This window comes from Aquamicrobium defluvii (assembly GCF_004363725.1).
GTDB classification, from domain to species: Bacteria; Pseudomonadota; Alphaproteobacteria; order Rhizobiales; family Rhizobiaceae; genus Mesorhizobium; species Mesorhizobium defluvii.
The window spans coordinates 124,196-144,250 of the sequence record NZ_SNZF01000010.1 but is presented as its reverse complement, the minus strand read 5'-3'; the positions used below and the strand labels follow the sequence as shown (position 1 = coordinate 144,250).

General features: G+C 63.1%; 18 protein-coding genes. 5 read left to right on the top strand and 13 right to left on the bottom strand.

The genetic code is table 11. From position 1 onward, the window contains the following. Window positions 1–91 precede the first annotated feature (91 nt). Genes DES43_RS09825 through DES43_RS09795 form a run of 7 tightly spaced genes read right to left on the bottom strand, consistent with a single transcriptional unit; the run spans window position 92 to window position 8,359 of the window. Window positions 92–565, bottom strand: coding sequence for an ABC transporter permease (locus DES43_RS09825; protein ID WP_133675052.1), 474 nt, complete (start codon window positions 563–565; stop codon window positions 92–94). 12 nt (window positions 566–577) lie between these two features. After that, window positions 578–2,116 (bottom strand): sugar ABC transporter ATP-binding protein, encoded by a 1,539-nt coding sequence (locus tag DES43_RS09820; RefSeq protein WP_051611528.1) that lies wholly within the window; start codon window positions 2,114–2,116, stop codon window positions 578–580. A 19-nt stretch (window positions 2,117–2,135) separates the two neighbouring features. Further along, complete coding sequence (locus DES43_RS09815) at window positions 2,136–3,173, bottom strand: sugar ABC transporter substrate-binding protein (RefSeq protein WP_035032002.1); 1,038 nt, start codon at window positions 3,171–3,173, stop codon at window positions 2,136–2,138. Window positions 3,174–3,208: 35 nt separating this feature from the next. After that, window positions 3,209–4,219 carry a Gfo/Idh/MocA family protein gene (locus DES43_RS09810; RefSeq protein WP_035032007.1) on the bottom strand — a complete coding sequence of 337 codons (1,011 nt, stop codon included), beginning with the start codon at window positions 4,217–4,219 and terminating at the stop codon, window positions 3,209–3,211. After that, the gene (locus tag DES43_RS09805) at window positions 4,219–5,121 is read right to left on the bottom strand and encodes a sugar phosphate isomerase/epimerase family protein (protein WP_051520800.1); all 903 of its coding nucleotides are present in this window, start codon (window positions 5,119–5,121) and stop codon (window positions 4,219–4,221) included. The genes DES43_RS09810 and DES43_RS09805 overlap by 1 nt, the downstream gene beginning before the upstream one ends. Continuing rightward, window positions 5,121–6,461 (bottom strand): aspartate aminotransferase family protein, encoded by a 1,341-nt coding sequence (locus DES43_RS09800; protein WP_035032010.1) that lies wholly within the window; start codon window positions 6,459–6,461, stop codon window positions 5,121–5,123. The genes DES43_RS09805 and DES43_RS09800 overlap by 1 nt, the downstream gene beginning before the upstream one ends. Window positions 6,462–6,487: 26 nt before the next feature. After that, complete coding sequence (locus DES43_RS09795; RefSeq protein ID WP_035032013.1) at window positions 6,488–8,359, bottom strand: thiamine pyrophosphate-dependent enzyme; 1,872 nt, start codon at window positions 8,357–8,359, stop codon at window positions 6,488–6,490. A gap of 149 nt (window positions 8,360–8,508) precedes the next feature. Here DES43_RS09795 and DES43_RS09790 point away from each other — a divergent pair, with 149 nt between their 5' ends. From DES43_RS09790 to DES43_RS09780, 3 genes are all read left to right on the top strand, one after another. Next, the gene (locus DES43_RS09790; RefSeq protein WP_035032016.1) at window positions 8,509–9,936 is read left to right on the top strand and encodes an FAD-binding oxidoreductase; all 1,428 of its coding nucleotides are present in this window, start codon (window positions 8,509–8,511) and stop codon (window positions 9,934–9,936) included. Next, a complete protein-coding gene (locus DES43_RS09785; RefSeq protein ID WP_084496626.1) occupies window positions 9,894–10,664 on the top strand; it encodes a FadR/GntR family transcriptional regulator in 771 nt (256 codons plus the stop codon). The genes DES43_RS09790 and DES43_RS09785 overlap by 43 nt, the downstream gene beginning before the upstream one ends. A gap of 212 nt (window positions 10,665–10,876) precedes the next feature. Beyond that, entirely contained in the window at window positions 10,877–11,068 is a 192-nt protein-coding gene (locus DES43_RS09780) for a hypothetical protein (protein ID WP_035032019.1), read from the top strand. Between the two features lie 190 nt (window positions 11,069–11,258). On the opposite strand, the gene DES43_RS09775 is transcribed toward DES43_RS09780, so the two are convergent. Genes DES43_RS09775 through DES43_RS09750 form a run of 6 tightly spaced genes read right to left on the bottom strand, consistent with a single transcriptional unit; the run spans window position 11,259 to window position 16,538 of the window. Then, a complete protein-coding gene (locus DES43_RS09775) occupies window positions 11,259–11,996 on the bottom strand; it encodes an SDR family NAD(P)-dependent oxidoreductase (protein ID WP_035032022.1) in 738 nt (245 codons plus the stop codon). After that, complete coding sequence (locus DES43_RS09770) at window positions 11,993–12,937, bottom strand: branched-chain amino acid ABC transporter permease (protein ID WP_035032037.1); 945 nt, start codon at window positions 12,935–12,937, stop codon at window positions 11,993–11,995. The genes DES43_RS09775 and DES43_RS09770 overlap by 4 nt, the downstream gene beginning before the upstream one ends. Before the next feature lie 9 nt (window positions 12,938–12,946). Then, window positions 12,947–13,831 carry a branched-chain amino acid ABC transporter permease gene (locus DES43_RS09765; RefSeq protein ID WP_035032049.1) on the bottom strand — a complete coding sequence of 295 codons (885 nt, stop codon included), beginning with the start codon at window positions 13,829–13,831 and terminating at the stop codon, window positions 12,947–12,949. Window positions 13,832–13,834: 3 nt separating this feature from the next. Beyond that, the gene (locus DES43_RS09760) at window positions 13,835–14,548 is read right to left on the bottom strand and encodes an ABC transporter ATP-binding protein (RefSeq protein ID WP_035032051.1); all 714 of its coding nucleotides are present in this window, start codon (window positions 14,546–14,548) and stop codon (window positions 13,835–13,837) included. Next, on the bottom strand, window positions 14,545–15,324 hold the full coding sequence (locus DES43_RS09755; RefSeq protein WP_035032107.1) for an ABC transporter ATP-binding protein: 780 nt from the start codon (window positions 15,322–15,324) through the stop codon (window positions 14,545–14,547). The genes DES43_RS09760 and DES43_RS09755 overlap by 4 nt, the downstream gene beginning before the upstream one ends. An 8-nt stretch (window positions 15,325–15,332) precedes the next feature. Next, window positions 15,333–16,538 (bottom strand): ABC transporter substrate-binding protein, encoded by a 1,206-nt coding sequence (locus tag DES43_RS09750; RefSeq protein WP_035032053.1) that lies wholly within the window; start codon window positions 16,536–16,538, stop codon window positions 15,333–15,335. A gap of 319 nt (window positions 16,539–16,857) precedes the next feature. On the opposite strand from DES43_RS09750, the gene DES43_RS09745 reads away from it, so the two are divergent. Together DES43_RS09745 and DES43_RS09740 are read left to right on the top strand one after the other, a co-directional pair. Next, window positions 16,858–17,784, top strand: coding sequence for a LysR family transcriptional regulator (locus tag DES43_RS09745; protein ID WP_035032055.1), 927 nt, complete (start codon window positions 16,858–16,860; stop codon window positions 17,782–17,784). 177 nt (window positions 17,785–17,961) lie between these two features. Next, entirely contained in the window at window positions 17,962–20,055 is a 2,094-nt protein-coding gene (locus DES43_RS09740; RefSeq protein ID WP_245264789.1) for an alpha-ketoacid dehydrogenase subunit alpha/beta, read from the top strand.

Here is a 20,055-nt window from a genome sequence, read left to right as displayed (position 1 = left end):
TCTCGTCGGGCTTGTGTCGCTTGTTTGCCATTGTGGTCCTCCTTCATGGTCAAAACCATACTTCAAGGTGGACCCGTTCAATGGGGGTGGATCAGGTATCGTCGCGGATCATGATAGGCCGCCCCTGGGTGATGTGCAGCATCATGCCATGGCCCGCCACCAGCAGACCCAGAGTAACAATGAAAGAGGGAACCTTGAGCTTGGCGTAGACGCTGCCCACCAATGCGCCCAGCAGGATGCCGACCAGCAGACCGGCCGGCAACGCCACCATGCCGTATGATTGCATCACATAGGCCACGACCACCGCCGAGAGGCCGACCACCGAACCGACCGACAGGTCTATCGAGGCCATCAGGATGATGAATGTCGCCCCCATGGCGGCGATCGACAGCACTGCGGTCTGGCGCAACACCGTCTCCAGGTTCCTGGCGCTGACGAACTGGTCGGAAAAGATCGCAAAGCCGATGCAAACGATCAGCAGAACAAGGAATGGAAAATAGGTCCGCAACCCGTCCAGGCCAAATCTGAAACGGAATTGTTCGGAACGGGTGGTGGTGTCGCTCATGGAATCCAGCTTCTATAGCATAGCGTTGATAAGGTTCGTCTCGGTGATGGCCTCGCCCTCGAACACGCCCGAGACCTGGCCATGGCGGATTGTGACGACAACGTCACTGAGGCGGATTACCTCGGCCATGTCCTCCGATGCCATGAGAACAGCAAGGTTTCGCTCCCCCCGAAGCTTTTGCAAAAGTTCGTAAATCTCGAATTTGACTCCGACATCCACGCCGCGGGTGGGATTGTTGAGCAACATCAGCTTCGGGTCGGTGACGAACCACTTGGCCAGCAGAACTTTCTGCTTGTTGCCCCCGCTGAGCGCGCGCACGGCGGTCGCCGCACTTCGCGCCTTGATCCGGAACAGTTCCATGCCATCCCGGGCGGCCCGCGCTTCCGCGCCGCCGTTCACGAACGGCCCCCAGCCATTTCGTTTCAGCACCGACAGCCCAACGTTGAAGCGTATATCGGCGGGATCGATCAGTCCTTCCACCGCGCGCTCCTTGGGAACCATGGCGATGCCGGCATTCATGGCATCAACGATGGAACGACCGCGATATGGCGCCGAACCGAGCTGGATTTCGCCACTCTTGACCGGCTGCACACCGAAAACCGTCTCAAGTATCTCATCGGCGCCAGATCCCGCCAGGCCAGCCAGAGTGACGACCTCTCCCTGCCGCACCTTGAACGAAACATCGTCGAAGCCCCGCCCGCTGAGGTTGACCAGTTCCAGCATAACTGGCGCCGTCTCGTCGCGGTCGCCGCGTTGCCATGCGCCGATCTCACGACCGACCATCAGCGCCGACAGACGATCCTCATCCAGTTCGCCGACCGGCAGCGTCGTCACATGGGCGCCGTCCTTCATCACCTCTACGGTGGTGCAGTTGTTGAATATTTCCTGAAGCCGATGCGAGACATAAAGGATGCCCGCTCCTTCGGCCCGCAATTCGTCCATCAGGCGGTGCAGGATCTCTGCGTCGTCATGATCGAGCGAGGCGGTGATCTCATCAAGGAGAAGCACGCGCGGCCGTGTCGAAAGCGCACGCGCCAGTTCCACCATTTTCTGCGCCGAAGGCGACAGGCTGCGCATCTCCGCGCGCGGATTTACCCTGATGCCGAGCCGGCCGAGCAATTCGGCCGCTGCGGCGTAAAGCTCAGGCCATTTGATGATGCCCGCCCTGCAAAACCTTTCCATGCGGCCGAGATAGACGTTCTCGGCCACGGAGGCGTTGGGCAGGATATTGAACTCCTGATAGACCATGGAGACGCCGGCCTTGACGGCGGCAGCCGCCGAATCCGGATGAAACGGGACATCTTCGAGCGTGATGCGGCCTGCGTCCGGAGCCACCTCGCCGGCCAATATCTTGAAAATCGTCGATTTTCCTGCGCCATTTTCTCCACAAAGAGCGAGGGCTTCTCCTGCACGCACCGTGATGCCAACGCCGCGCACCGCATGGATCGCACCATATCGTTTTTGCAACCCCTCGGCTTTCAGCAGTACTTTTCCGAAGGACCCCCGTGGTTCGGGCGCGGGTTTCGCCAGGGTGGCGGCGTCGGCTGTCATAGGCGTACGCTCCCGTCGATCAGGGCTTTATGACCTGGAAAACATCGGCGTGGTTGACCGAAGGATCGGTTGTCTTGCTGATGGCCTGCCAGTCAACGAGCGACTGTCCGGCCGAAAGCGGTTCTATGATCTTGGCGCGATAATCATCGATGCCGTCCTTCGTCAGATAGTAAAGGCTCATCTCATAGACTGGCTCATCGGTCTTATGACCATTGAGATAGTCATGGATGATGGTGATGCCGTAGCCGCCCATGACCCAGTGACCGCCCGCAAGCATGGATAGGTTGCCGTCGGCAAGTGCGTCGAGCGCGGCTTCGGTGATGTCGATTCCCGCCAGCCGGATCTTGTCGGCACGGCCGGAATTCTCCATGGCCACCACGGCGCCCAGCAACGGATCGGAGCCCGCCCCCCAGACGCCTTCGATATCGTCGAAGCGGGTCAGGAAGTCCTCCATCACCGTCTGGCCTCTGGCCAACGTCCAGTCTGTGTACTGCAGATCGAGGAGTTGCACGCCCTCATGTTCGGCGACAGCCTTCTTCAACCCGTCGTTACGGGCTTCCGATGTGGAGATGCCGGGAACGCCGCCAATGCCCACGATCTTCTTGACGCCATCATTCTCGATCAAATGCTTGCCGACATTGTAGCCAGCCGTCTCGTCGTCCAGCTTGATGAAGGCGAGATAGTTGGGCACCGCGCCCACCTCGATACCCGGATAGGTGTCGGTTACCACGACCGGCACACCGGCCTTGTCGAGAAGCTCGATAGCCTGGATACCCAGCGGCTCGCTGAGCGGGGTGAGGATAACACCCTTGACCCCGGCATTGATGAGAGACTCAATGTCGGACAATTGCTTGTCCTCACGCGACTGCGCGTCCGTCACCACCAGTTCATAGCCATAAGCTTCGGCCGCGCTCTTGGCGAAGTCGACATAGTCGACCCAGAACGCGTCATTCATCGTCGTCATCGGCATGCCGATCTTGACTCGGTCCTGCGCCGCTGCCGTCATCGCCGTCAGAGCGCCCAGCGCAAATGTCGCGATTGCAATCAGAATTCGCATCGTCTTCTCCCTGTTCCCCTTTTTTTCGGATCACTTCACACTTCGATACGCCGGCCCTCGATCGCCGATCGATAGGCTGCCTCCACGATCTCCACGATGCGACGAGCCTCCTGCCCGTCCGCCGCCAGATCGGCCTTACCCCGAACCGCGTCGATAAAATTGCCGACGGCGCGTCCGACCGTCTCCGGCCATTCTATGGTCTCGACCTCGACTTCGCTCCATGCCCCGTCCTGCCATTGTTTGAGCTGGGGCTCGACCGAGAATTTCTCAAAATGAGCTTCCAGGCCGGGAATGCGGATCAGCGCGTCGGCCGAAACCGCCTCGATCTGGTCGTCGAACACGCCCTTGGGCGCGTGATACCCAGCCTCGATAACGGCCCGGCCGCCGTCCCGGAATTCAAGCGTGACGATGCCCACATCCTCACCCACCTCGCGGGGGCGCAGAGTGTCGAGAGAGGCGCTGACGGCCGAGACTTCGCCCATCAGGAAGCGCGCCACGTAGAAACGATGGAAGCCGGCGTCAAACAGTAGGCCGCCACCGGTCAGGTCCGGGTCGGCCCGCCAGCCGCCAAGCTTGCCGCCGATGGCCAGACGCAGCCTAAGCAGCGTCGGACGGGCGATCCGCCCTTCGTCGATCGCGGTGCGAAGCCAGCGATGCGGCGGATAAAACAGCTGATTGTGGCTGGCGCCGAAAATTTTTCCTTTCTCCCGCGACAGCGCGATCAGCTCGTCGCATTGAACCGCCGTCACGGTGACCGGCTTTTCCACGAACACATGCTTTCCCGCCGCCAGAGCGCGCCGGCACAGATCGGCGTGGAATTTATGCGGGACACACACCACCACGGCTTCCACGTCGCTGTCGCCGATCAGCTCTTCGGCGGACGCATAGCCGCGGGCGGCGGTCGTCTTGACCGTCGCTTCCACCAGTTCGGCATTGAAGTCGGCTACGGCAAAGAGCCTGGCTCCCGCTGCCGCAAGCACGCCATTGACCTGGTGTCGTCCGACCTCACCCAACCCGATGACGCCGACCTTCAGCTCCTCACTCATCACTTCAACCCTTCCGGCAACAAATCCTCAAGCGCGCGCAGCTGCTCCATCGACAATTCCGATGCCTTCGCCGGATCTGATTTCAGGATATTTCGGTAATAGCGGTAGGATTCGAATTCCACCGACATGAAGCCACGGAAACCAGCCGCGTCGAGCGCCTGGAAAACCTCATCCCACGCGACCAGCCCCTCGCCGATAAGCGGGAAGATGAAGTCGCGTCCCTCCAGTCCCGGCCGGCCGGCCACGTCCTTGATATGGACGTGGCGAATGTAGGGCGCGAGTTCCGCGATCACGAAGGCGAGATCATCCCGCGCCAGAGCAAAATGGCTGGGATCAAAATTTATGGCGAAGGCAGGATGCTTGCCGAAGCGACGCAGCATGACGCCGGTGCTGTGGAAATCATGGGCGAGCCCGCCCCAGCAGGGTTCGAGCGCCGCCTTGGCCCCCACCTGCGCCAGACCGTCGAGCATGCGCTCATAAGCATCGAGCATCAGCGACCATGCCCGCCCTTCCGCCATGCCGGCGCCAACATCGACATGGCTGTCTTCCCAGCGGTTCGGACCGGTCAGCACATTGACCAGATCCACCCCCGACGCTGACGCCGCGCGTGCCGTCGCCACAGTCAGGTCGACGCGGGCGGTGAGTTCGTCCGGATCAGCGCACACGAGGTCCTGCTGCACCGCAATCTCGGAAACTTCCAACCCTCTGGTCCGGCTCATGGAGATCACGGAATCGAGCTCGCCAGCGCTCATGCGGCGCGGATCGAAATGGGCGAGCGTCCACTCGACCGCGCCGTAGCCCTGGGCCGCCAGCGTGTCGGCCACCTTTTCAGCGGGCCATACCTCGTAATCGAGCGCCGCCAGGAAGCCCCAGCGCGCGAAAGGCGATGCATTCGTCGCCATCAGTTCTGCCTGTCGTGGTAGGCCTGACCGGCGGCAAGAGAACGCTCGAAGCGATCGAGCATTTCATCGGCTTCCACCATGGTCGTGTTGACGGCCGGCTTGAATTTGATGACGTTGCCGAAATCGCCGAATACCGGGCCGGTCTTGCCCAGAAGCAGGCGCTGTTCCTGGAGCGCATCTCGCCATACGAAGCCGGTCAGCTCATCAGCCGGCTCCTTCGTTTCGCGATCCTTCACCAGTTCCACGCCGATCATCAGTCCCAGGCCCCGCACATCGCCGATGATGGAGTAGCGCTCCTTCATCTCATTCAGGCGCTCCATGAAATGCGCGCCCAATACCCGCGAATGGTTGCCGAGATCTTCCTCCTCCATGACTTCCATCATGGCGATGCTGCCGGCGCAGACGGCAGGAGTGGACATGAGCGTAAACCCAGCTTCCCAGCCACGCAGCGACGTGAACCCTTCACCGGCGACGACGCCCGAAAGCGGCTGCCCCGCACCGAATGCCTTGCCCATGACAATGAGGTCCGGCTCGATGCCGACGACGTTGGAAGCGAAGAAGTCCCCGCAGCGGCCGAACGCCGTCTGGACCTCGTCAGCGATGAGTGCGACGCCGTTGCGCGTACAGATATCGCGCACGGTCTCGATATAGCCTTCCGGCATGGGCAACATGCCACCATTGGACTGGAAGAGCTCGATGATGACGCCGGCCACCTTGGCGTCGGGCTGGTGCTTGATGGCGGTCTCCATGAAGCGAGCGCACATCAGGTCGCATGAACCCGGCTTCAGGTCGAACGGACAGCGATAACAGTTGTAGTTTGGCACCCGGGTCTGCCGCGTCAGATAGCGGTCAAGCCCTTCCTTGGAGCCTTCCAGCATCTTGGGATAGGAATAGCTGAGCGCCAGGGTGCTGAATGTGGTGCCATGAAAAGCGCCATAGAGCGAAACGAATTCAGTGCCTCCGGTGGCGCGCATGGCCAGATGCATGGCGCCTTCGACAGCGTCGGCGCCGCTGAGCGCGAACAGAACGCTACGCATGTTCTTGGGCGCGTGTGAAAGCACCTTTTCCGCCAGCTTGGTACGCTGCTCATTTTCGAACACCGGCGTAACATACTCGATCTTGTCGAGTTGCTCCTTGATCGCCGCGATAACCCTGGGGTGACGGTAACCGAGATTGACCACCCATTCGCCGGAAACGGCGTCCAGATACTCGGTTCCCTCATCGTCCCAGAAACGGACCCCCTCGCCGCGCACGATCGGCAGCGGATAGTGGCCCATTGGCTTGATTACGGAACTGACGGTCGGGGAATTCAGGACCGGGTTTTCGACATTGTCTTGCATGGCAACTCTCGAATGATCTGGGAGTGTCAAAGATAGTGGCGCTGGAGTTCATCCCGGCGCTTTTCATAATTTGCGCGCAACTGCTGCGTGGACGCGCTTGCGGATACTTCGGGCGGCGCGATGTCCCAGAAGCTGTGCTTGGTGCCGACCGACATCTTGTGCGGATCGACCTCGATGACGACTACATTGAGTCCTGGCGCGGCGTCGGCGGCGGCAAGCGCCGCCTTCAGCTCCTCGGGCGCGGCCGCGCGATGGACCCTGGCGCCAAGACTGGCCGCATTCTGCGCGATGTCGATATCAAGATAGGCGCCGTTATAGCTGTTCGAATTGTCCCGCCCCCGGAACTCCGTCGAAAAACTGTCACCGGTTGTCAGAACCTGAAGATCGCGGATGATCTGATATCCGTGATTGACGAACACGCACACGGTCAGCTTGATGCGTTCGCGCGCCGCCACCAGCAGATCGCTTGGATTCATCAGGTAGGTGCCGTCGCCGATGACGACATAGACGTTCTTCTCGCCACCCAGCGCCAACCCGATGCCGGCCGGTATTTCATAGGTCATGCAGGAGAAGCCGAATTCCAGATGGGTGCGCCTGGAACCACGCGTGTCCCACAACTTGGCGACGTCTCCCGGTAGGCTACCGGCGGCGGCCACGACATAAGACTGCTCTCGCGTCGCCTCATTGACGATCGCCAGAGCCTGCGCCTGGTTCATCGGCTTGCCCGCCTCGGCCACCAGGGTAGGCTCGGCCAGCGACCGCCAGTCGGCGGCAGCGCGCTTCATCTCGCCCAGCCATTCGCCGGAAGCGCTCACACCCATGGCGCCGGCGGCCTCCGCGAGCGCGCTCAGGCCGAGGCGCGCATCGGCAAGGATCGGCTCGCTGCCGAGCTTGGCGGAATCGCGGCCGGTGATGTTGATGCTGGCGAAACGCACATCCGGATCCCGGAAGAGCGTTTGCGAGCAGGTCACGACGTCGGTCAGGCGCGTCCCCACCGCCAGAACGAGATCGGCCTGGGAAGCGAGCTCATTCGCGGCGAGATTGCCGGCGATGCCAACGGCGCCCATGGCGTATTCGGACTCGCCGGGCATCGTGCTGCGCCCAGCGACGGTCTCCACCACCGGAACGCCAAAACGCTCGGCGAACGCCAGAAGCTCCTGCTCAGCCTCCGAATAATAGACGCCACCACCGCTGATGATGATGGGACGGCGCGCCTGCGCCAGCATTTCCGCCACGCGCCCCACCTGAGCGACATCTGCGGGCCGACGCTCGACACGCCATACGCGCTTCTCGAAAAGCTCCTCTGGAAAGTCACCGGCCTCGCCCTGCGTGTCCTGGCAGATCGACAGCGTTACGGCGCCGGCCTCCGATGGACTGGTGAGCACGCGCGTCGCCTCCATCAAGGACGGCAGCAACTGCTCGGGCCGGACGATCTTATCATAGAAGACGCTGACGGCGCGCAGCCCGTCCGATACGGACAGATCATAATTGGCGCTCTCCAGCTGCTGGAGGACGACACCCTGTCGCCGGGTGGCGTAGTGGTCCGAAGCGAGAAGCAGAACAGGAACACGCTGCACAGTCGCGCCGGCGGCGCCAGTATACATATTGGCCGTACCGGGCCCGATCGAGGCCGTGCAGACATAGGTGGACAGCCGGCGCTTCACCCGCGCGTAGGCGACCGCCATATGCACCATGCTCTGCTCGTGGAAGGGCTGGAAGAAGGGGATGTCGCCGCCGCATTCGGCCAGACCCTGGCCGATACCGGACAGGTTTCCATGACCAAAAATACCGCAGGCGCCACCGATCAGGCGCTGCTCGACACCGTCGCGCTCGGTCCATTGCGCCGCCAGAAATTTGGCGATGGCCTGCCCTACGGTCAATCGGATTTTGCGGCCCATTCGCCCCTCCCCATTCGCTATCTGCAACCGAAACCTGGGGTGAGTTTAGGTAGAGACTTCTCATCTTGTCAAGCTAAGGATATATAATTCATCATACAACTTTGAGAGTCGCGAAATTCGCCGGAACACGGCGGGGAGAGGCGCCAGGAATGAACCAGGTATTGCAATTCAAGTCGGCGCTCAGGGAAGCTGTGCCTTCGTCAGCCTACCTGCTGGAAGACGAGGCCCAGAGAGCCTATGAGGCCGACTGGCGCGGCATCGTGGACAATCCCTCGGTGGCGGTCCTCCTGCCGGGGTCCGTCGCCGAGGTTTCCGCCATGATGACGCTGTGCGCCAGCCACGACATCGCCGTGGTGCCCCAGGGCGGCAATACAGGGCTCGCTGCCGGCGCGGTCCCAGTCGGAAACCTGCCGCAGGTCGTTCTTTCCCTGCGGCGCATGAATAAAATTCGCAGCGTCAGCCCGGTCAACAATACGATGGAGATCGAAGCCGGCGTCATACTGCAAGCCGCACAGGAAGAAGCGGCGCGGTTTGACCGCCTGCTGCCGCTCAGCCTGGCGGCGGAAGGCTCCTGCCAGATCGGCGGAGCCATCGCCACCAACGCGGGCGGAATCCAGGTTCTCTCCTATGGCTCGATGCGCAATCTGGTTCTGGGCCTGGAGGTCGTGTTGCCTGACGGCAGGATCTGGAATGGCATGCGCAGCCTTCGCAAGGATAATACCGGGATAGACCTGAAGCAGGTGTTCATCGGCTCCGAGGGCATATTGGGCATCATCACGGCGGCCGCTCTGCGCATATTTCCACGCCCAAAAAAGGCGCTGACCGTGCTGGTCGCCTGCGATTCCGCACACAACGCCTTGCGTGTTTTCCTGGAGACACAGCAAGCTTGCGGCAGCGATCTGACCTCATGTGAATATCTGACCCAGGCCGGCCTTGATCTGGTGCATCATCATTTACCGGCGAGCCGTCCTCCATTCCAGGAAAGCCATCCCGCCTATGTCCTCATGGAGATGTCATCACTGGACACCGCCGCGGACCTGCCGGCACGATTGGAGCCGCTCCTGATGCGGCTGCATGAAAACGGCATAGTACGTGACGTCATCGTTGCGCAGAGCGAATCGCAGCGCCTGGCGCTTTGGCAACTGCGCGAAGCCCTTTCTGAAGGCGAACGCGCCGCAGGGGGCGCGGTGAAGCACGACGTCGCCGTGCCGGTGGCCGGAATTCCGCAGACGATCGCCGCAATTGAGCGGGGATTGCCGGAAGTGGCGCCCGGCGCGCGCCTCAATATTTTCGGCCATCTCGGCGACGGCAATCTCCACGTCAACGTCATGCCGCCCGCAGAGGTAGCTTTTGGCGACTTCTTGGCTCAAGCTAGGCGCGTGACCGCTTTCATCGAGGAAAATGTCATTGGCGCTGGCGGCACATTCAGCGCAGAGCATGGAATCGGCCAATTACGCGTCGAATCTCTGAAGAACCACAGGGCCCCACTCGAACTTGAACTCATGCGCGCCATCAAAGGAGCGATTGATCCACAATGGATGATGAACCCAGGCAAAGTCCTCAACCAATGCAATTGAGCCGGCGTACGAATGCCGTCAAGATTCACGCACAGCCGATTGTCAGGCCGGAACGCCTGTCGGATCAGGTTATCGAGTCGCTCCGCAGCGACGTCGAGTCCGGCCGCGTTCAGCCGGGAGCACGATTACCATCGGAAAAAGAACTGACGGAAAGCTTCAACGTCAGTCGAACTGTCATTCGCGAAGCGATATGGCGTCTGCAGGCGGACGGCCTCGTCGTCAGCCGGCAGGGCTCCGGCATCTACGTCACACACCCATCGGAAGTGGTTCGCTCATTCCGTCTTGGTCTGCAGGATGCCAAGAGCAAGACGTCGACCCGGGAACTATACGAGTTGCGCATCGGGGTGGAGAGCCAGGCGGCAAGCCTGGCCGCGCAGCGTCGCACAAAAGGCGACCTGACAGCGCTTGAGAAACTGCTCAAAGTGCTGTCGTCATCGGGCCACGACCTCCAGTCCGGCGTTCAGGCGGACGTGCGCTTCCATCACATGATCGCAAAATCATCCAAGAACGTGGCGTTGCTGCGTTTCGAGGAATTCCTTGCTTCCGTTCTCACCGAGGCCGTCAGGCTGGCCCGCGAGAACTCGTCCCGCCATGAAGGCCTGACCGACCTGGCTCTGGATGAACATGTGGAAATCTTCGAGGCGATCCGGCAAGGAGATCCGGACAAGGCAAGGACAGCCATGCATGAGCATCTGGTGAGGGCCCAAGGCCGACTCGGCCTCTTGTGACGAAAATCGGGGTGGCCGCCCCGCCCGACGACCGAGATATCGTGCAACCGGACACCACTTTCCGCTTCGCCGCGCGGCCCTTGCTCGGCGCTCGCAGCCAATGCCGCCGCGCAGTCTTTTCTGCTGGTGGCGTTGCCGGGCGTTGGGGGCGATCTCGGCTTTTCAACGCTCGAAACGGGCCTGTTGCCCGGCCTTCCCGCATTGGCCCGCTCATGACCGTCTTCCCCGATCAGGTGGCGACAGACTATGACCAGCGCATCCTGCGTCTGGTTGCCGGCTATGAGCCGGCGCTCGATCTCGCCGCCGGCTATCTGGCATCGCATGCCCTCCGCAAGGCGCGACGAGCTGCTCGTCGAGGCGGGTTTCGAAAAGGCGCGGCGGATCATGCGCGTGCCGGGGCGTGATCTCGTCGCAACCAGCCACGTCGGCTGGAGATCACCGCACTCGTCGCCGCATTGACCGTGATGGCTGTACGGGACAGGAACCCCGCGCCGGGTGCGGGCCGGAGCAAGGGCCGCGTTGCGATGGGAAGGCGGCACGTTCACCCCCTTCCGCACCGGCCCGTTGCGCCTTGCATGGCGATGGCCGGAAAGGTCAGTAGTCTGATCGGCCGCCAGACATGTCGAACACCGCGCCTGTCGAGAAAGAAGCCTGCCTTGAAGCAACGAAGGCGACAAGATCGGCCAGTTCCTCGGGTGTGCCGAAGCGGTTCATCGGGATTTTGTTCAGCAATTCCTGCACATAGGGTTCGGGCCAGTCGTCGAAAATCCGCGTGCGGATGGCCCCCGGCGCAATGCAGTTTGCGGTCACGCCTGAGGTCGCCAACTCGCGTCCGATCGTCTTAGTGAGCGATATCAGCGCCGCCTTGCTTGCCGCATAGGCGGCGATCTGCGGTCCCGGCTCCTTCCCGGCCACGGAGGCGATGTTGACGATACGGCCGTAGCCGCGCGCCTTCATTTCCGGGATCACGGCCTGACAGCACAGCAGCGCGCCGGTCACGTTCACCGCCATCACCCTCTCCCATTCGGCCGGGGTGACGTCCCAGACCGGCTTGTTCGGCCCCGGGATGCCGGCGTTGCAAACCAGGATCGACACTTCGCCCAGCGACTGGCGGGTCGAGGCGAGCGCCGTGGCGACGTCCTCTTCGCTTGTCACATCGACGCCGCAGGCATGCGTGGGGCCGATATCCGACAGCCGGTCCGCCGTATCGCGGGCCGCAGCGGCGTCACGGTCCCATATGGCGACGCGGGCGCCGCGTTCGAGCAGACGCAGGGCGATGACCTCGCCGAGGCCCCTGCCCGCGCCGGTGACGATTGCCGAGCGCCCCTTCATGACGCAGCCCTCGCCTTCCCGCGCAGCCCCGCCAGCCGCTGGGACAGTTCCCCCACAAAGCCCTTGCGCATGGCCAGAATGCAAAACAGGAACACCAGTCCGATGATGACGGAGAGCCACTCGCCCACCTTGTCGGCCAGGAAGTTCTGCAAAAGGATGACGAAGAACGCGCCGGCGACGGGGCCTGACAGCGTTCCCAGCCCCCCGAGGATGCACATCATCACCACCTCGCCGCTCAGCGACCAGTGCAGGTCGTTCAGGGACTCATAGCTGAGCGCCAGCGCCTTCAACCCGCCGGCGAGCCCCGAAAGCGCCGCCGACAGCGTGAACGCCAGCACCTTGTAGCGCGCCACGTCGTAGCCAAGCGAAAGGGCACGCGGCTCGTTCTCGCGGATCGCGGTCAGCACCTGCCCGAAGGGCGAGGTGACGATGCGGTGGATCGCGGCCAGCGCCAGCACGAAGCACACGGCGACCAGCCCGTAGAGAGCAAGGTCGTTTTCCAGATCGATCAGGCCGAACAGGCGCCCGCGCGGAATGCCGTGCAGCCCGTCGTCGCGTCCGGTCCAGTCCGTCTGCATCGCAAGGAAGTAGATCAGCTGCGAGATGGCCAGCGTGATCATGGCGAAATAGATGCCTTCGCGGCGGATGGCGATGGCCCCGGCGATGAAGCCCAGCAAGCCCGCGCCCGCCATGCCGGCGATCAGCCCGATCTCCGGCGACCAGCCGAGATGCTTCATGCCAAGGCCCAGAATATAGCCGGCCGTTCCAAAGAACATGGCATGGCCGAATGACAGCAGCCCCGTATAGCCGAGCATCAGGTTGAAGGCCGAGGCGAAGATGGCGAAGCACAGCAGCTTCACCATCAGCATGGGGTAGACGAAGGCCGGGGCCAGCGCCAGCGCGGCGATGCCGGCAAGTGTCAGGAGCGTACGCGAATTCATGACAACCTCCTATTGCTTGCCGAACAGGCCGTGCGGGCGCACCAGCAGGACCAGGATCATCACGACGAAAATCACGGTCGAGGACGCCTCGGGATAGTAGACTTTGGCCACGCCCTCGAGGAGGCCGAGCGCCAGGCCCGTCAGGATCGAACCGAGGATGGAGCCCATGCCGCCGATGACCACCACGCCGAAGACGGTGATGATGATCGAGTGGCCGATCTGCGGCGTCAGTTGCATCAGGGGGGCTGCAAGAACGCCGGCGAACGCGGCGAGGCCGACGCCCCAGCCGAACACGAGCGTGACCAGCATCGGCACGTTGACGCCAAAAGCCTGCACAAGCTTGGGATTTTCGGTGCCGGCCCGCAGCGTCGCGCCGAGCCTGGTGCGCTCGATGATCGCCCAGGTGAGCAGGCACAGGCCCAGCGCGGCCACGATGACCCAGACGCGGTAGATGGGCAACCGCATGAAGCCGAGATCGAGCATGCCGGTGAGCGCCTGCGGGACAGGATAGCGCAGCCCCGAAACGCCGAAATAGACGCGCACGACGCCTTCGATGATCATGGTGAGCGCGAAGGTCACCAGCAGGCCGTAAATATTGTCGAGGCCGTAGATGCGCTTGAGAACGGTGCGCTCTATGAAGATGCCGATGCCGGCGGCAAGCACCGGAACCAGGGCCAGCGCCCACCAGTAGTTCAGGCCGAGCGGACTGAGCAGCACATAGGCGAGAAAGGCGCCGACCATGTACATGGTGCCATGAGCGAAGTTGACGATGTTGAGCAGGCCGAAGATGACCGACAGGCCCAGCGACAGAAGCGCATAGAAACTGCCGTTGACGAGACCGAGCAGAAGCTGGCCGTAGAGGACCTGGGCGGGAACGCCAAAAATCTCGGTCATGGCTTACACCCCCAGAAACCTGCGGATCTCGTCCATACGCTGGGCGAGATCCGACTGCTGCACGACATCGATGACGCGGCCGTGCTCGATGATGAAGAAGCGGTCCGCCAGCGGCGCGGCGAAGCGAAAATTCTGCTCGACCATCACGATGGTGAAGCCGCGCGACTTCAGTTCGCGGATGACGCGCGCCAATGTCTGCACGATCACCGGCGCGAGACCCTCGGAGATCTCATCGAGCAGCAGGATGTCGGCGCCGGTGCGCAGGATGCGGGCGATCGCCAGCATCTGCTGTTCGCCGCCCGACAGCCGCGTGCCGGGACTGCGCGCCCGCTCGGCGAGGTTCGGAAACATCTCGTAGATTTCCGACAGGGGAACAATCATGCCGCTGCCGGCCCGGGTGACCGGGGGGAGCAGCAGGTTTTCCTCGCAGGTCAGGGTCGAGAAGATGCCGCGTTCTTCAGGACAGTAGCCGAGGCCCGCCCGCGCCAGCCGATGCGGCGCGGCCGAGCTGACATCGCGTCCCTTGAGCTCGATGCGTCCTTCCCGGCGCTCAAGCAGCCCCATGATGGCGCGCAGGATGGTGGTGCGGCCGGCTCCGTTACGGCCGATCAGGCTGACGACCTCGCCGCGCGAGACATCGAGATCGACACCGTGCAGCACATGCGACTCGCCGTACCAGCCATTGACGTTCTTCAGCGACAGGACAGTTTCGCTCATGGTTCGCCTCCCGCGCCGATGTCGCCGTCAGCGTCGTCGGAGCCCATATACGCTTCGAGCACGCGCGGATCGGCCGAGACCTCGGCATAGCTGCCTTCAGCCAGGATGGAGCCCCGCTGGAGCACCGAGATGCGATCGCAGATGCCGGAGACCACCTTCATGTTGTGCTCGACCATCAGGATGGTGCGGCCGGCCGAAACCCGCTTGATCAGCCGGGTCACCCGCTCCACGTCTTCATGCCCCATGCCCTGGGTCGGCTCGTCGAGCAGCATGACCCGCGGCTCCATCGCCAAAGTCGTCGCGATCTCGACGGAACGCTTGCGCCCATAGGACAGATCGGCGGCCCGCGTCTGCGCGAAATCCTGCATGTCAACCAGTTCGAGCAATTCCATCGCCCGCGCGTTGAGCCGGTCGAGCACCCGGCCCGGCAGCCAGAAGGCGTAGGTGGGAGCCGAGCGGCGCTGCAGCGCGACCCGGACGTTTTCCAGAACCGTCAGGTCCGGAAAGGTCGCCGAAATCTGGAACGAGCGGACCATGCCCTGCCGCGCCAGCGCCGCCGGCTTCTCGCCAGTGATGTCGCGGCCCTCCAGGACGATCGTTCCAGAGGTCGGTTGCAGGAACTTGGTCAGCAGGTTGAAGACGGTGGTCTTGCCCGCGCCGTTCGGTCCGATGAGGGCGTGAATATCGCCCTCCCGGACCTTCAGCGAGACATCCGACACCGCCCGGAACCCGCCGAACTCCTTGCAGAGCCCGGCAGTTTCAAGGACGTGGGTCATGTCGGCTATCAGTCCTTCGCGACCAGGGGACACTCGCTCTGTTCGAGCGGCACGAAGGCCTTTTCCGCCGGGATCGTCTCAAGCACGTTGAGATAGTCCCAGGGATATTTGGACTCTTCGGGCGTCTTGACCTGCACCAGATACATGTCATGCACCATCATGCCGTCCTCGCGCACGCGGCCGTTTTCCGCGAACATGTCGTTGACCGGCATTTCGTGCATCTTTTCCAGCACCTTGTCGGCGTCCGAAGTGCCCGCCGCCTCGACGGCGCGCAGATAATGCAGGGTGCCGGAGTAGTCGCCGGCATTGACCATGTTCGGCATCTTGCCGACGCGCTCGTAGAAGCGCTTGGACCACTCGCGGGTGGCCTCGGTGCGGTCCCAGTAGAAGGCGGTCGCGTAGACGAGGCCCGAGGCCTGGTCGATGCCGAGGCCATGAATTTCGTTGATCAACAGCGTGAAGGCGACCATCTTCTGGTCGTCGCCAAGACCAAATTCCTTGAGCGCGCGGATCGAGTTCGTGGTGTCCGAGGACGAATTGGACAGGCCGATCACCTTGGCGCCGGACGAGATCGCCTGGAGCGCGTAGGAAGAAAAGTCCGTCGCCATGAAGGCCGGATGCTTGACCGTTCCCACGACCTTGCCGCCGGCCTGATCGACCGCGCCGGTGACGGCCCCTTCGACCGACAGGCCATAGGCGAAATCGGACACGATCAGGAACCAGTCGTCGTCGCCCGCCCTGGTGAGCGCCTCGACCGGCGCGTTGGACAGCGAATAGGCGTTGAAGGCGAAGTGGACCGTGTTCGGCGAGCAGGCGTCGCCGGTGATCTTGCTCGACCCCGCGCCGGTGACGATGACCACCTTGTTCTTGGCCTTGGCGATCTCCATGACGCCCAGCGCGGCGGCCGAGTTCGACAGGTTGATGATCATGTCGGTGCCGTTGTCATAGGCTTCGCGAGCCTTGGTGACGGCGATATCGGGCTTGTTCTGGTGATCGATGAAGGCGATCTCGACAGGACGGCCGTTGATCGAGCCGCCAATATCCTCTACGGCCATCTTGATGGCCTCCATGCCGCCCTGCCCGCCATAATCGGCGGTCGGGCCGGCAAGGTCGGTCATCAGCGCGATACGGATCGGCGCTTCCTGCGCATAGGCAGCAGAGCCCATCATGGTGCCCGCCATCAGGGCAAGAACGAATCTGGAAACGGATTTCATAAATTTCCTCCCGGTTGAATGCTAGGCGCGGCCCTCTGGGCCGGCCGGAACAAGCCATCTCCGACCCTGCCTCCCGGGGTCGGATGCATCTCACGACGATCGCGATGAACGCACGGTTGCCGCCTCGAACCGTGCTGATGAGCCTATACGAGATTGACGCTAAGTTCCGGCCCGTTATATGTAAAATACATATTACGCATGCAAGACATAACCGAAAAGCATTTCGGAATGGCGCCTGCGGAAACTCCGGATTCCCCTGCCCGGCTGTGCCAGGAAACCGCCCTATACAGTGGAAGGGCCATTCGGAAGCGGCGCACAGATGAAGATCCGTCAACTCGAATACTTCATGCATGTGGTCAACACGCTCAACATAACGCACGCGGCCGAGCACGCCAACGTTTCCCAGCCGGCGCTCAGCCGCCAGCTCCAGCTTCTCGAAGACGAACTCGGGACGCGCCTGCTGGAACGGCGGCCGCGCGGCGTCGCCCTGACGCCGGCCGGACAGAGGCTGGCCGACCATGTGCGCACGCTGATGCAGAACGTCGACCTCATCAAGGAAGACATCATCGCCGCCGAAACCATCCCGACCGGCTCGCTGCGCATATCGTCCGCCTATTCGCTGCGCGGCCTGCTGATGGCCGATGTGGTGGCCGAGTTCCACCGCCTCTATCCACATGTGACGCTGGAGATTCGCGAGGGCACCTCGGTGAACGTGCGCGAGGAACTGGTCACCCAGCGCGTTGATCTCGCCTTCTATTCCGATCATGGCGCCTCGCGCGGGCTTGATCGCCAGGCCTTGTGCACAGAAGCGCTGGTGCTTCTGTCGCCGCCCAATGCCGGCCTCTCCATCGAGCGGCCGGTGCCGGCATCGCTGCTGGGCAAGCTCGACCTTGTCCTGACGCCCAACCCCAACGGCCTGCGCCGCGTGGTCGACGAAATCCTGCAACCTCGGCCAGCCGCTGCGACGCCCCCGGTGATCGTCGAGACCAACACCATCATCATGGATCTCGTCTCGCGCGGCGGGCTGCACAGCATCCTGCCCTACAGCGCCACCCATCAGGCCTATCTGCGCGGCGACATCTCCATCGCCCCCATCGCCGGCATGAGCTGGCCATGGGTGATCGCCACCTCCCGCGACCGCCCGAAGACCGCCGCCATGCGCGTCTTCAAGACGCTGGTGGCCGAGCACACGCAAAGGCTGGTGACGGCGCGCACCTGGCTGACGGCGGAACTGCCGCCGGCCTGAGTTTCGCCCGCGCCGCCGCACAGATACTTAAAAATCATCGTGTGCGCACAGACATAACAAGAAGTTATTTCAGGCATATCTCCTTTGATTTTGTCCTGACGCGTCAAACATGGTTGCCTCCGCTCACGCCCACGCCTTTCGCCGGCGTTGGGGATCGTATTCCGGAGGATCTATCCAGTGGCCAAGAAGGACACGCCGACCGAGCAGGACGGCACCAGTTTCTATACCCAGAGCGCATCGCGCACCGCCGAAAGGCTGGCGCGGAACGTGCCGCCATTGGCGCGCGAGGACATCCTTGCTCTGGCCCGCACCATGCTGCTCATCCGTCGTTTCGAAACGCGCACCGAGGAGTTGTTCAAGGCCGGCGTGGTGAAGGGCACGGCCCACTCCTCGGCCGGCCAGGAAGCCATCGCCGCAGGCGCCTGCTTTTCCCTGCGCAAGGACGACTTCATCACCACCCATCATCGCGGCCATGGCCACTGCATCGCCAAGGGCGCCGACCTGCGCGGCATGATGGCCGAGCTGTGCGGCCGGGTCGGCGGCATCTGCGGCGGCCTCGGCGGCTCGATGCACGTGGCCGATGTCCAACTCAACATTCTGGGTGCGAACGGCATCGTCGGCGCCAGCATGGGTCTTGGCGTGGGCGCTGCGCTGGCCGCCAGGCAGCGCGGCTCGGACGATGCCGGCATCGCCTTCTTCGGCGATGGCGGGTCCAACGAAGGCATCTTCCATGAAGCGCTGAACATGTCGGCGCTGTGGAAGCTGCCCATCGTGTTCATGTGCGAAAACAACCTTTACGGCATGTCGACGCCCTTCGACCACGCCACGGCGGGCGGATCGGTCGCCGCCCGTGCGCAGAGCTACGGCATTCCCGGCGAACGCATAGACGGCAACGATCCTGTCGCCGTCTATGCCGCCGTGTCGGAAGCGATCGCCCGCGCCCGCGCCGGCGAAGGCCCCACCCTCATCGAGGCCATGACCTATCGCCACGGCGACCATTCGGTGCGCGGCAATCTGCTCGGCTATCGCACCGACGAAGAGGTGCGGCAATGGCTGACGGAAGATCCGCTGCTGCGCATGCGCCGCCGGCTGATCGAGGAATGGGACATCGCCGAAGCGGATTATGACGCGCTGGCGGCGGAGGTCGGCGAGGTGATCGAGGACGCGGTCCGCTTCGCGGAAGCCTCGCCCGAGCCGGACGCGCAGTCGATGTTCGACAAGATCCTTGCTCCGCGTCGCACCCCTGCGGCCCCGCCCCCGGCCGGCAGCCGCGCCATCACCTATACGGAAGCGGTTCGCGAGGCGATCTTCCAGTCGATCGAGGAAGACGAAACCGTGTTCCTGATGGGCGAGGATGTCGGCCCTGTCGGCGGCACCTTCGGCGTCACACGCGGCCTGCACGAGCGCTTCGGCGGCGACCGCATCATCAACACGCCGATCTCCGAAGGCGTCATTTCCGGCGCTGCGGTAGGCGCGGCCCTGTCCGGCCGGCGGCCGATCGCCGAGATCCAGATATTCGACTTCGTCACCTTCATGATGGACCCGATCGTCAACCAAGCCGCCAAGCTGCGTTTCATGCTGGGCGGCAAGGCCAACGTGCCGGTGGTGTTTCGTGGACCGCAAGGCGGCGGCATCCGTCTTGCGGCCCAGCACTCGCAGTCGCTGGAGGCGTGGTTCGCCCATATTCCCGGCCTCACCGTGCTTGCCCCCTCGACCCCCTATGACGCCAAGGGTCTGCTGATGGCGGCGATCCGTGACGACAACCCGGTCATCTTCCTGGAGCACAAGCTGCTTTATCTCGGCGGCGCGGCGCCGGTTCCCGAACAGCCCTACGAGATCGAGATCGGCAAGGCCGACATCAAGCGCGAGGGCCACGACATTACCGTCATCGCGACCCTCGCCATGGTCGAGCGCGCCCTGTCTGCTGCTGAAACGCTCGCGCGCGAAGGCGTCAGCGTGGAGGTGATCGACCCGCGCAGCCTGCGCCCGCTCGACATGGCCTGCTTCGTGCGTTCGGTGAAGAAAACAAGCCGCTGCCTCGTCGTTCATGAGGCATGGCGCACCGGCGGCCTGGGCGGGGAGATCGCCGCCCAGATCACCGAGGAAGCCTTCGACTGGCTCGACGCCCCGGTGGAACGGCTCGGGGCCCTCGAAGTGCCCATGCCCTATAACGACCGGCTGGAACGCGAGGTCATGCCGACCGCGGCCTCAATCGCCGATGCCGTGCGGCGCATGTGCAGCCGCACCCTCCCCGCCGGCAGGGAGGACTGA

What these genes read in the sequence shown, in the direction of transcription:
- DES43_RS09825 (WP_133675052.1), bottom strand. Translation starts at nt 565, where the DNA reads ATGAGCGACACCACCACCCGTTCCGAACAATTCCGTTTCAGATTTGGC.
- DES43_RS09820 (WP_051611528.1), bottom strand. Translation starts at nt 2,116, where the DNA reads ATGACAGCCGACGCCGCCACCCTGGCGAAACCCGCGCCCGAACCACGG.
- DES43_RS09815 (WP_035032002.1), bottom strand. Translation starts at nt 3,173, where the DNA reads ATGCGAATTCTGATTGCAATCGCGACATTTGCGCTGGGCGCTCTGACG.
- DES43_RS09810 (WP_035032007.1), bottom strand. Translation starts at nt 4,219, where the DNA reads ATGAGTGAGGAGCTGAAGGTCGGCGTCATCGGGTTGGGTGAGGTCGGA.
- DES43_RS09805 (WP_051520800.1), bottom strand. Translation starts at nt 5,121, where the DNA reads ATGGCGACGAATGCATCGCCTTTCGCGCGCTGGGGCTTCCTGGCGGCG.
- DES43_RS09800 (WP_035032010.1), bottom strand. Translation starts at nt 6,461, where the DNA reads ATGCAAGACAATGTCGAAAACCCGGTCCTGAATTCCCCGACCGTCAGT.
- DES43_RS09795 (WP_035032013.1), bottom strand. Translation starts at nt 8,359, where the DNA reads ATGGGCCGCAAAATCCGATTGACCGTAGGGCAGGCCATCGCCAAATTT.
- DES43_RS09790 (WP_035032016.1), top strand. Translation starts at nt 8,509, where the DNA reads ATGAACCAGGTATTGCAATTCAAGTCGGCGCTCAGGGAAGCTGTGCCT.
- DES43_RS09785 (WP_084496626.1), top strand. Translation starts at nt 9,894, where the DNA reads ATGGATGATGAACCCAGGCAAAGTCCTCAACCAATGCAATTGAGCCGG.
- DES43_RS09780 (WP_035032019.1), top strand. Translation starts at nt 10,877, where the DNA reads ATGACCGTCTTCCCCGATCAGGTGGCGACAGACTATGACCAGCGCATC.
- DES43_RS09775 (WP_035032022.1), bottom strand. Translation starts at nt 11,996, where the DNA reads ATGAAGGGGCGCTCGGCAATCGTCACCGGCGCGGGCAGGGGCCTCGGC.
- DES43_RS09770 (WP_035032037.1), bottom strand. Translation starts at nt 12,937, where the DNA reads ATGAATTCGCGTACGCTCCTGACACTTGCCGGCATCGCCGCGCTGGCG.
- DES43_RS09765 (WP_035032049.1), bottom strand. Translation starts at nt 13,831, where the DNA reads ATGACCGAGATTTTTGGCGTTCCCGCCCAGGTCCTCTACGGCCAGCTT.
- DES43_RS09760 (WP_035032051.1), bottom strand. Translation starts at nt 14,548, where the DNA reads ATGAGCGAAACTGTCCTGTCGCTGAAGAACGTCAATGGCTGGTACGGC.
- DES43_RS09755 (WP_035032107.1), bottom strand. Translation starts at nt 15,324, where the DNA reads ATGACCCACGTCCTTGAAACTGCCGGGCTCTGCAAGGAGTTCGGCGGG.
- DES43_RS09750 (WP_035032053.1), bottom strand. Translation starts at nt 16,538, where the DNA reads ATGAAATCCGTTTCCAGATTCGTTCTTGCCCTGATGGCGGGCACCATG.
- DES43_RS09745 (WP_035032055.1), top strand. Translation starts at nt 16,858, where the DNA reads ATGAAGATCCGTCAACTCGAATACTTCATGCATGTGGTCAACACGCTC.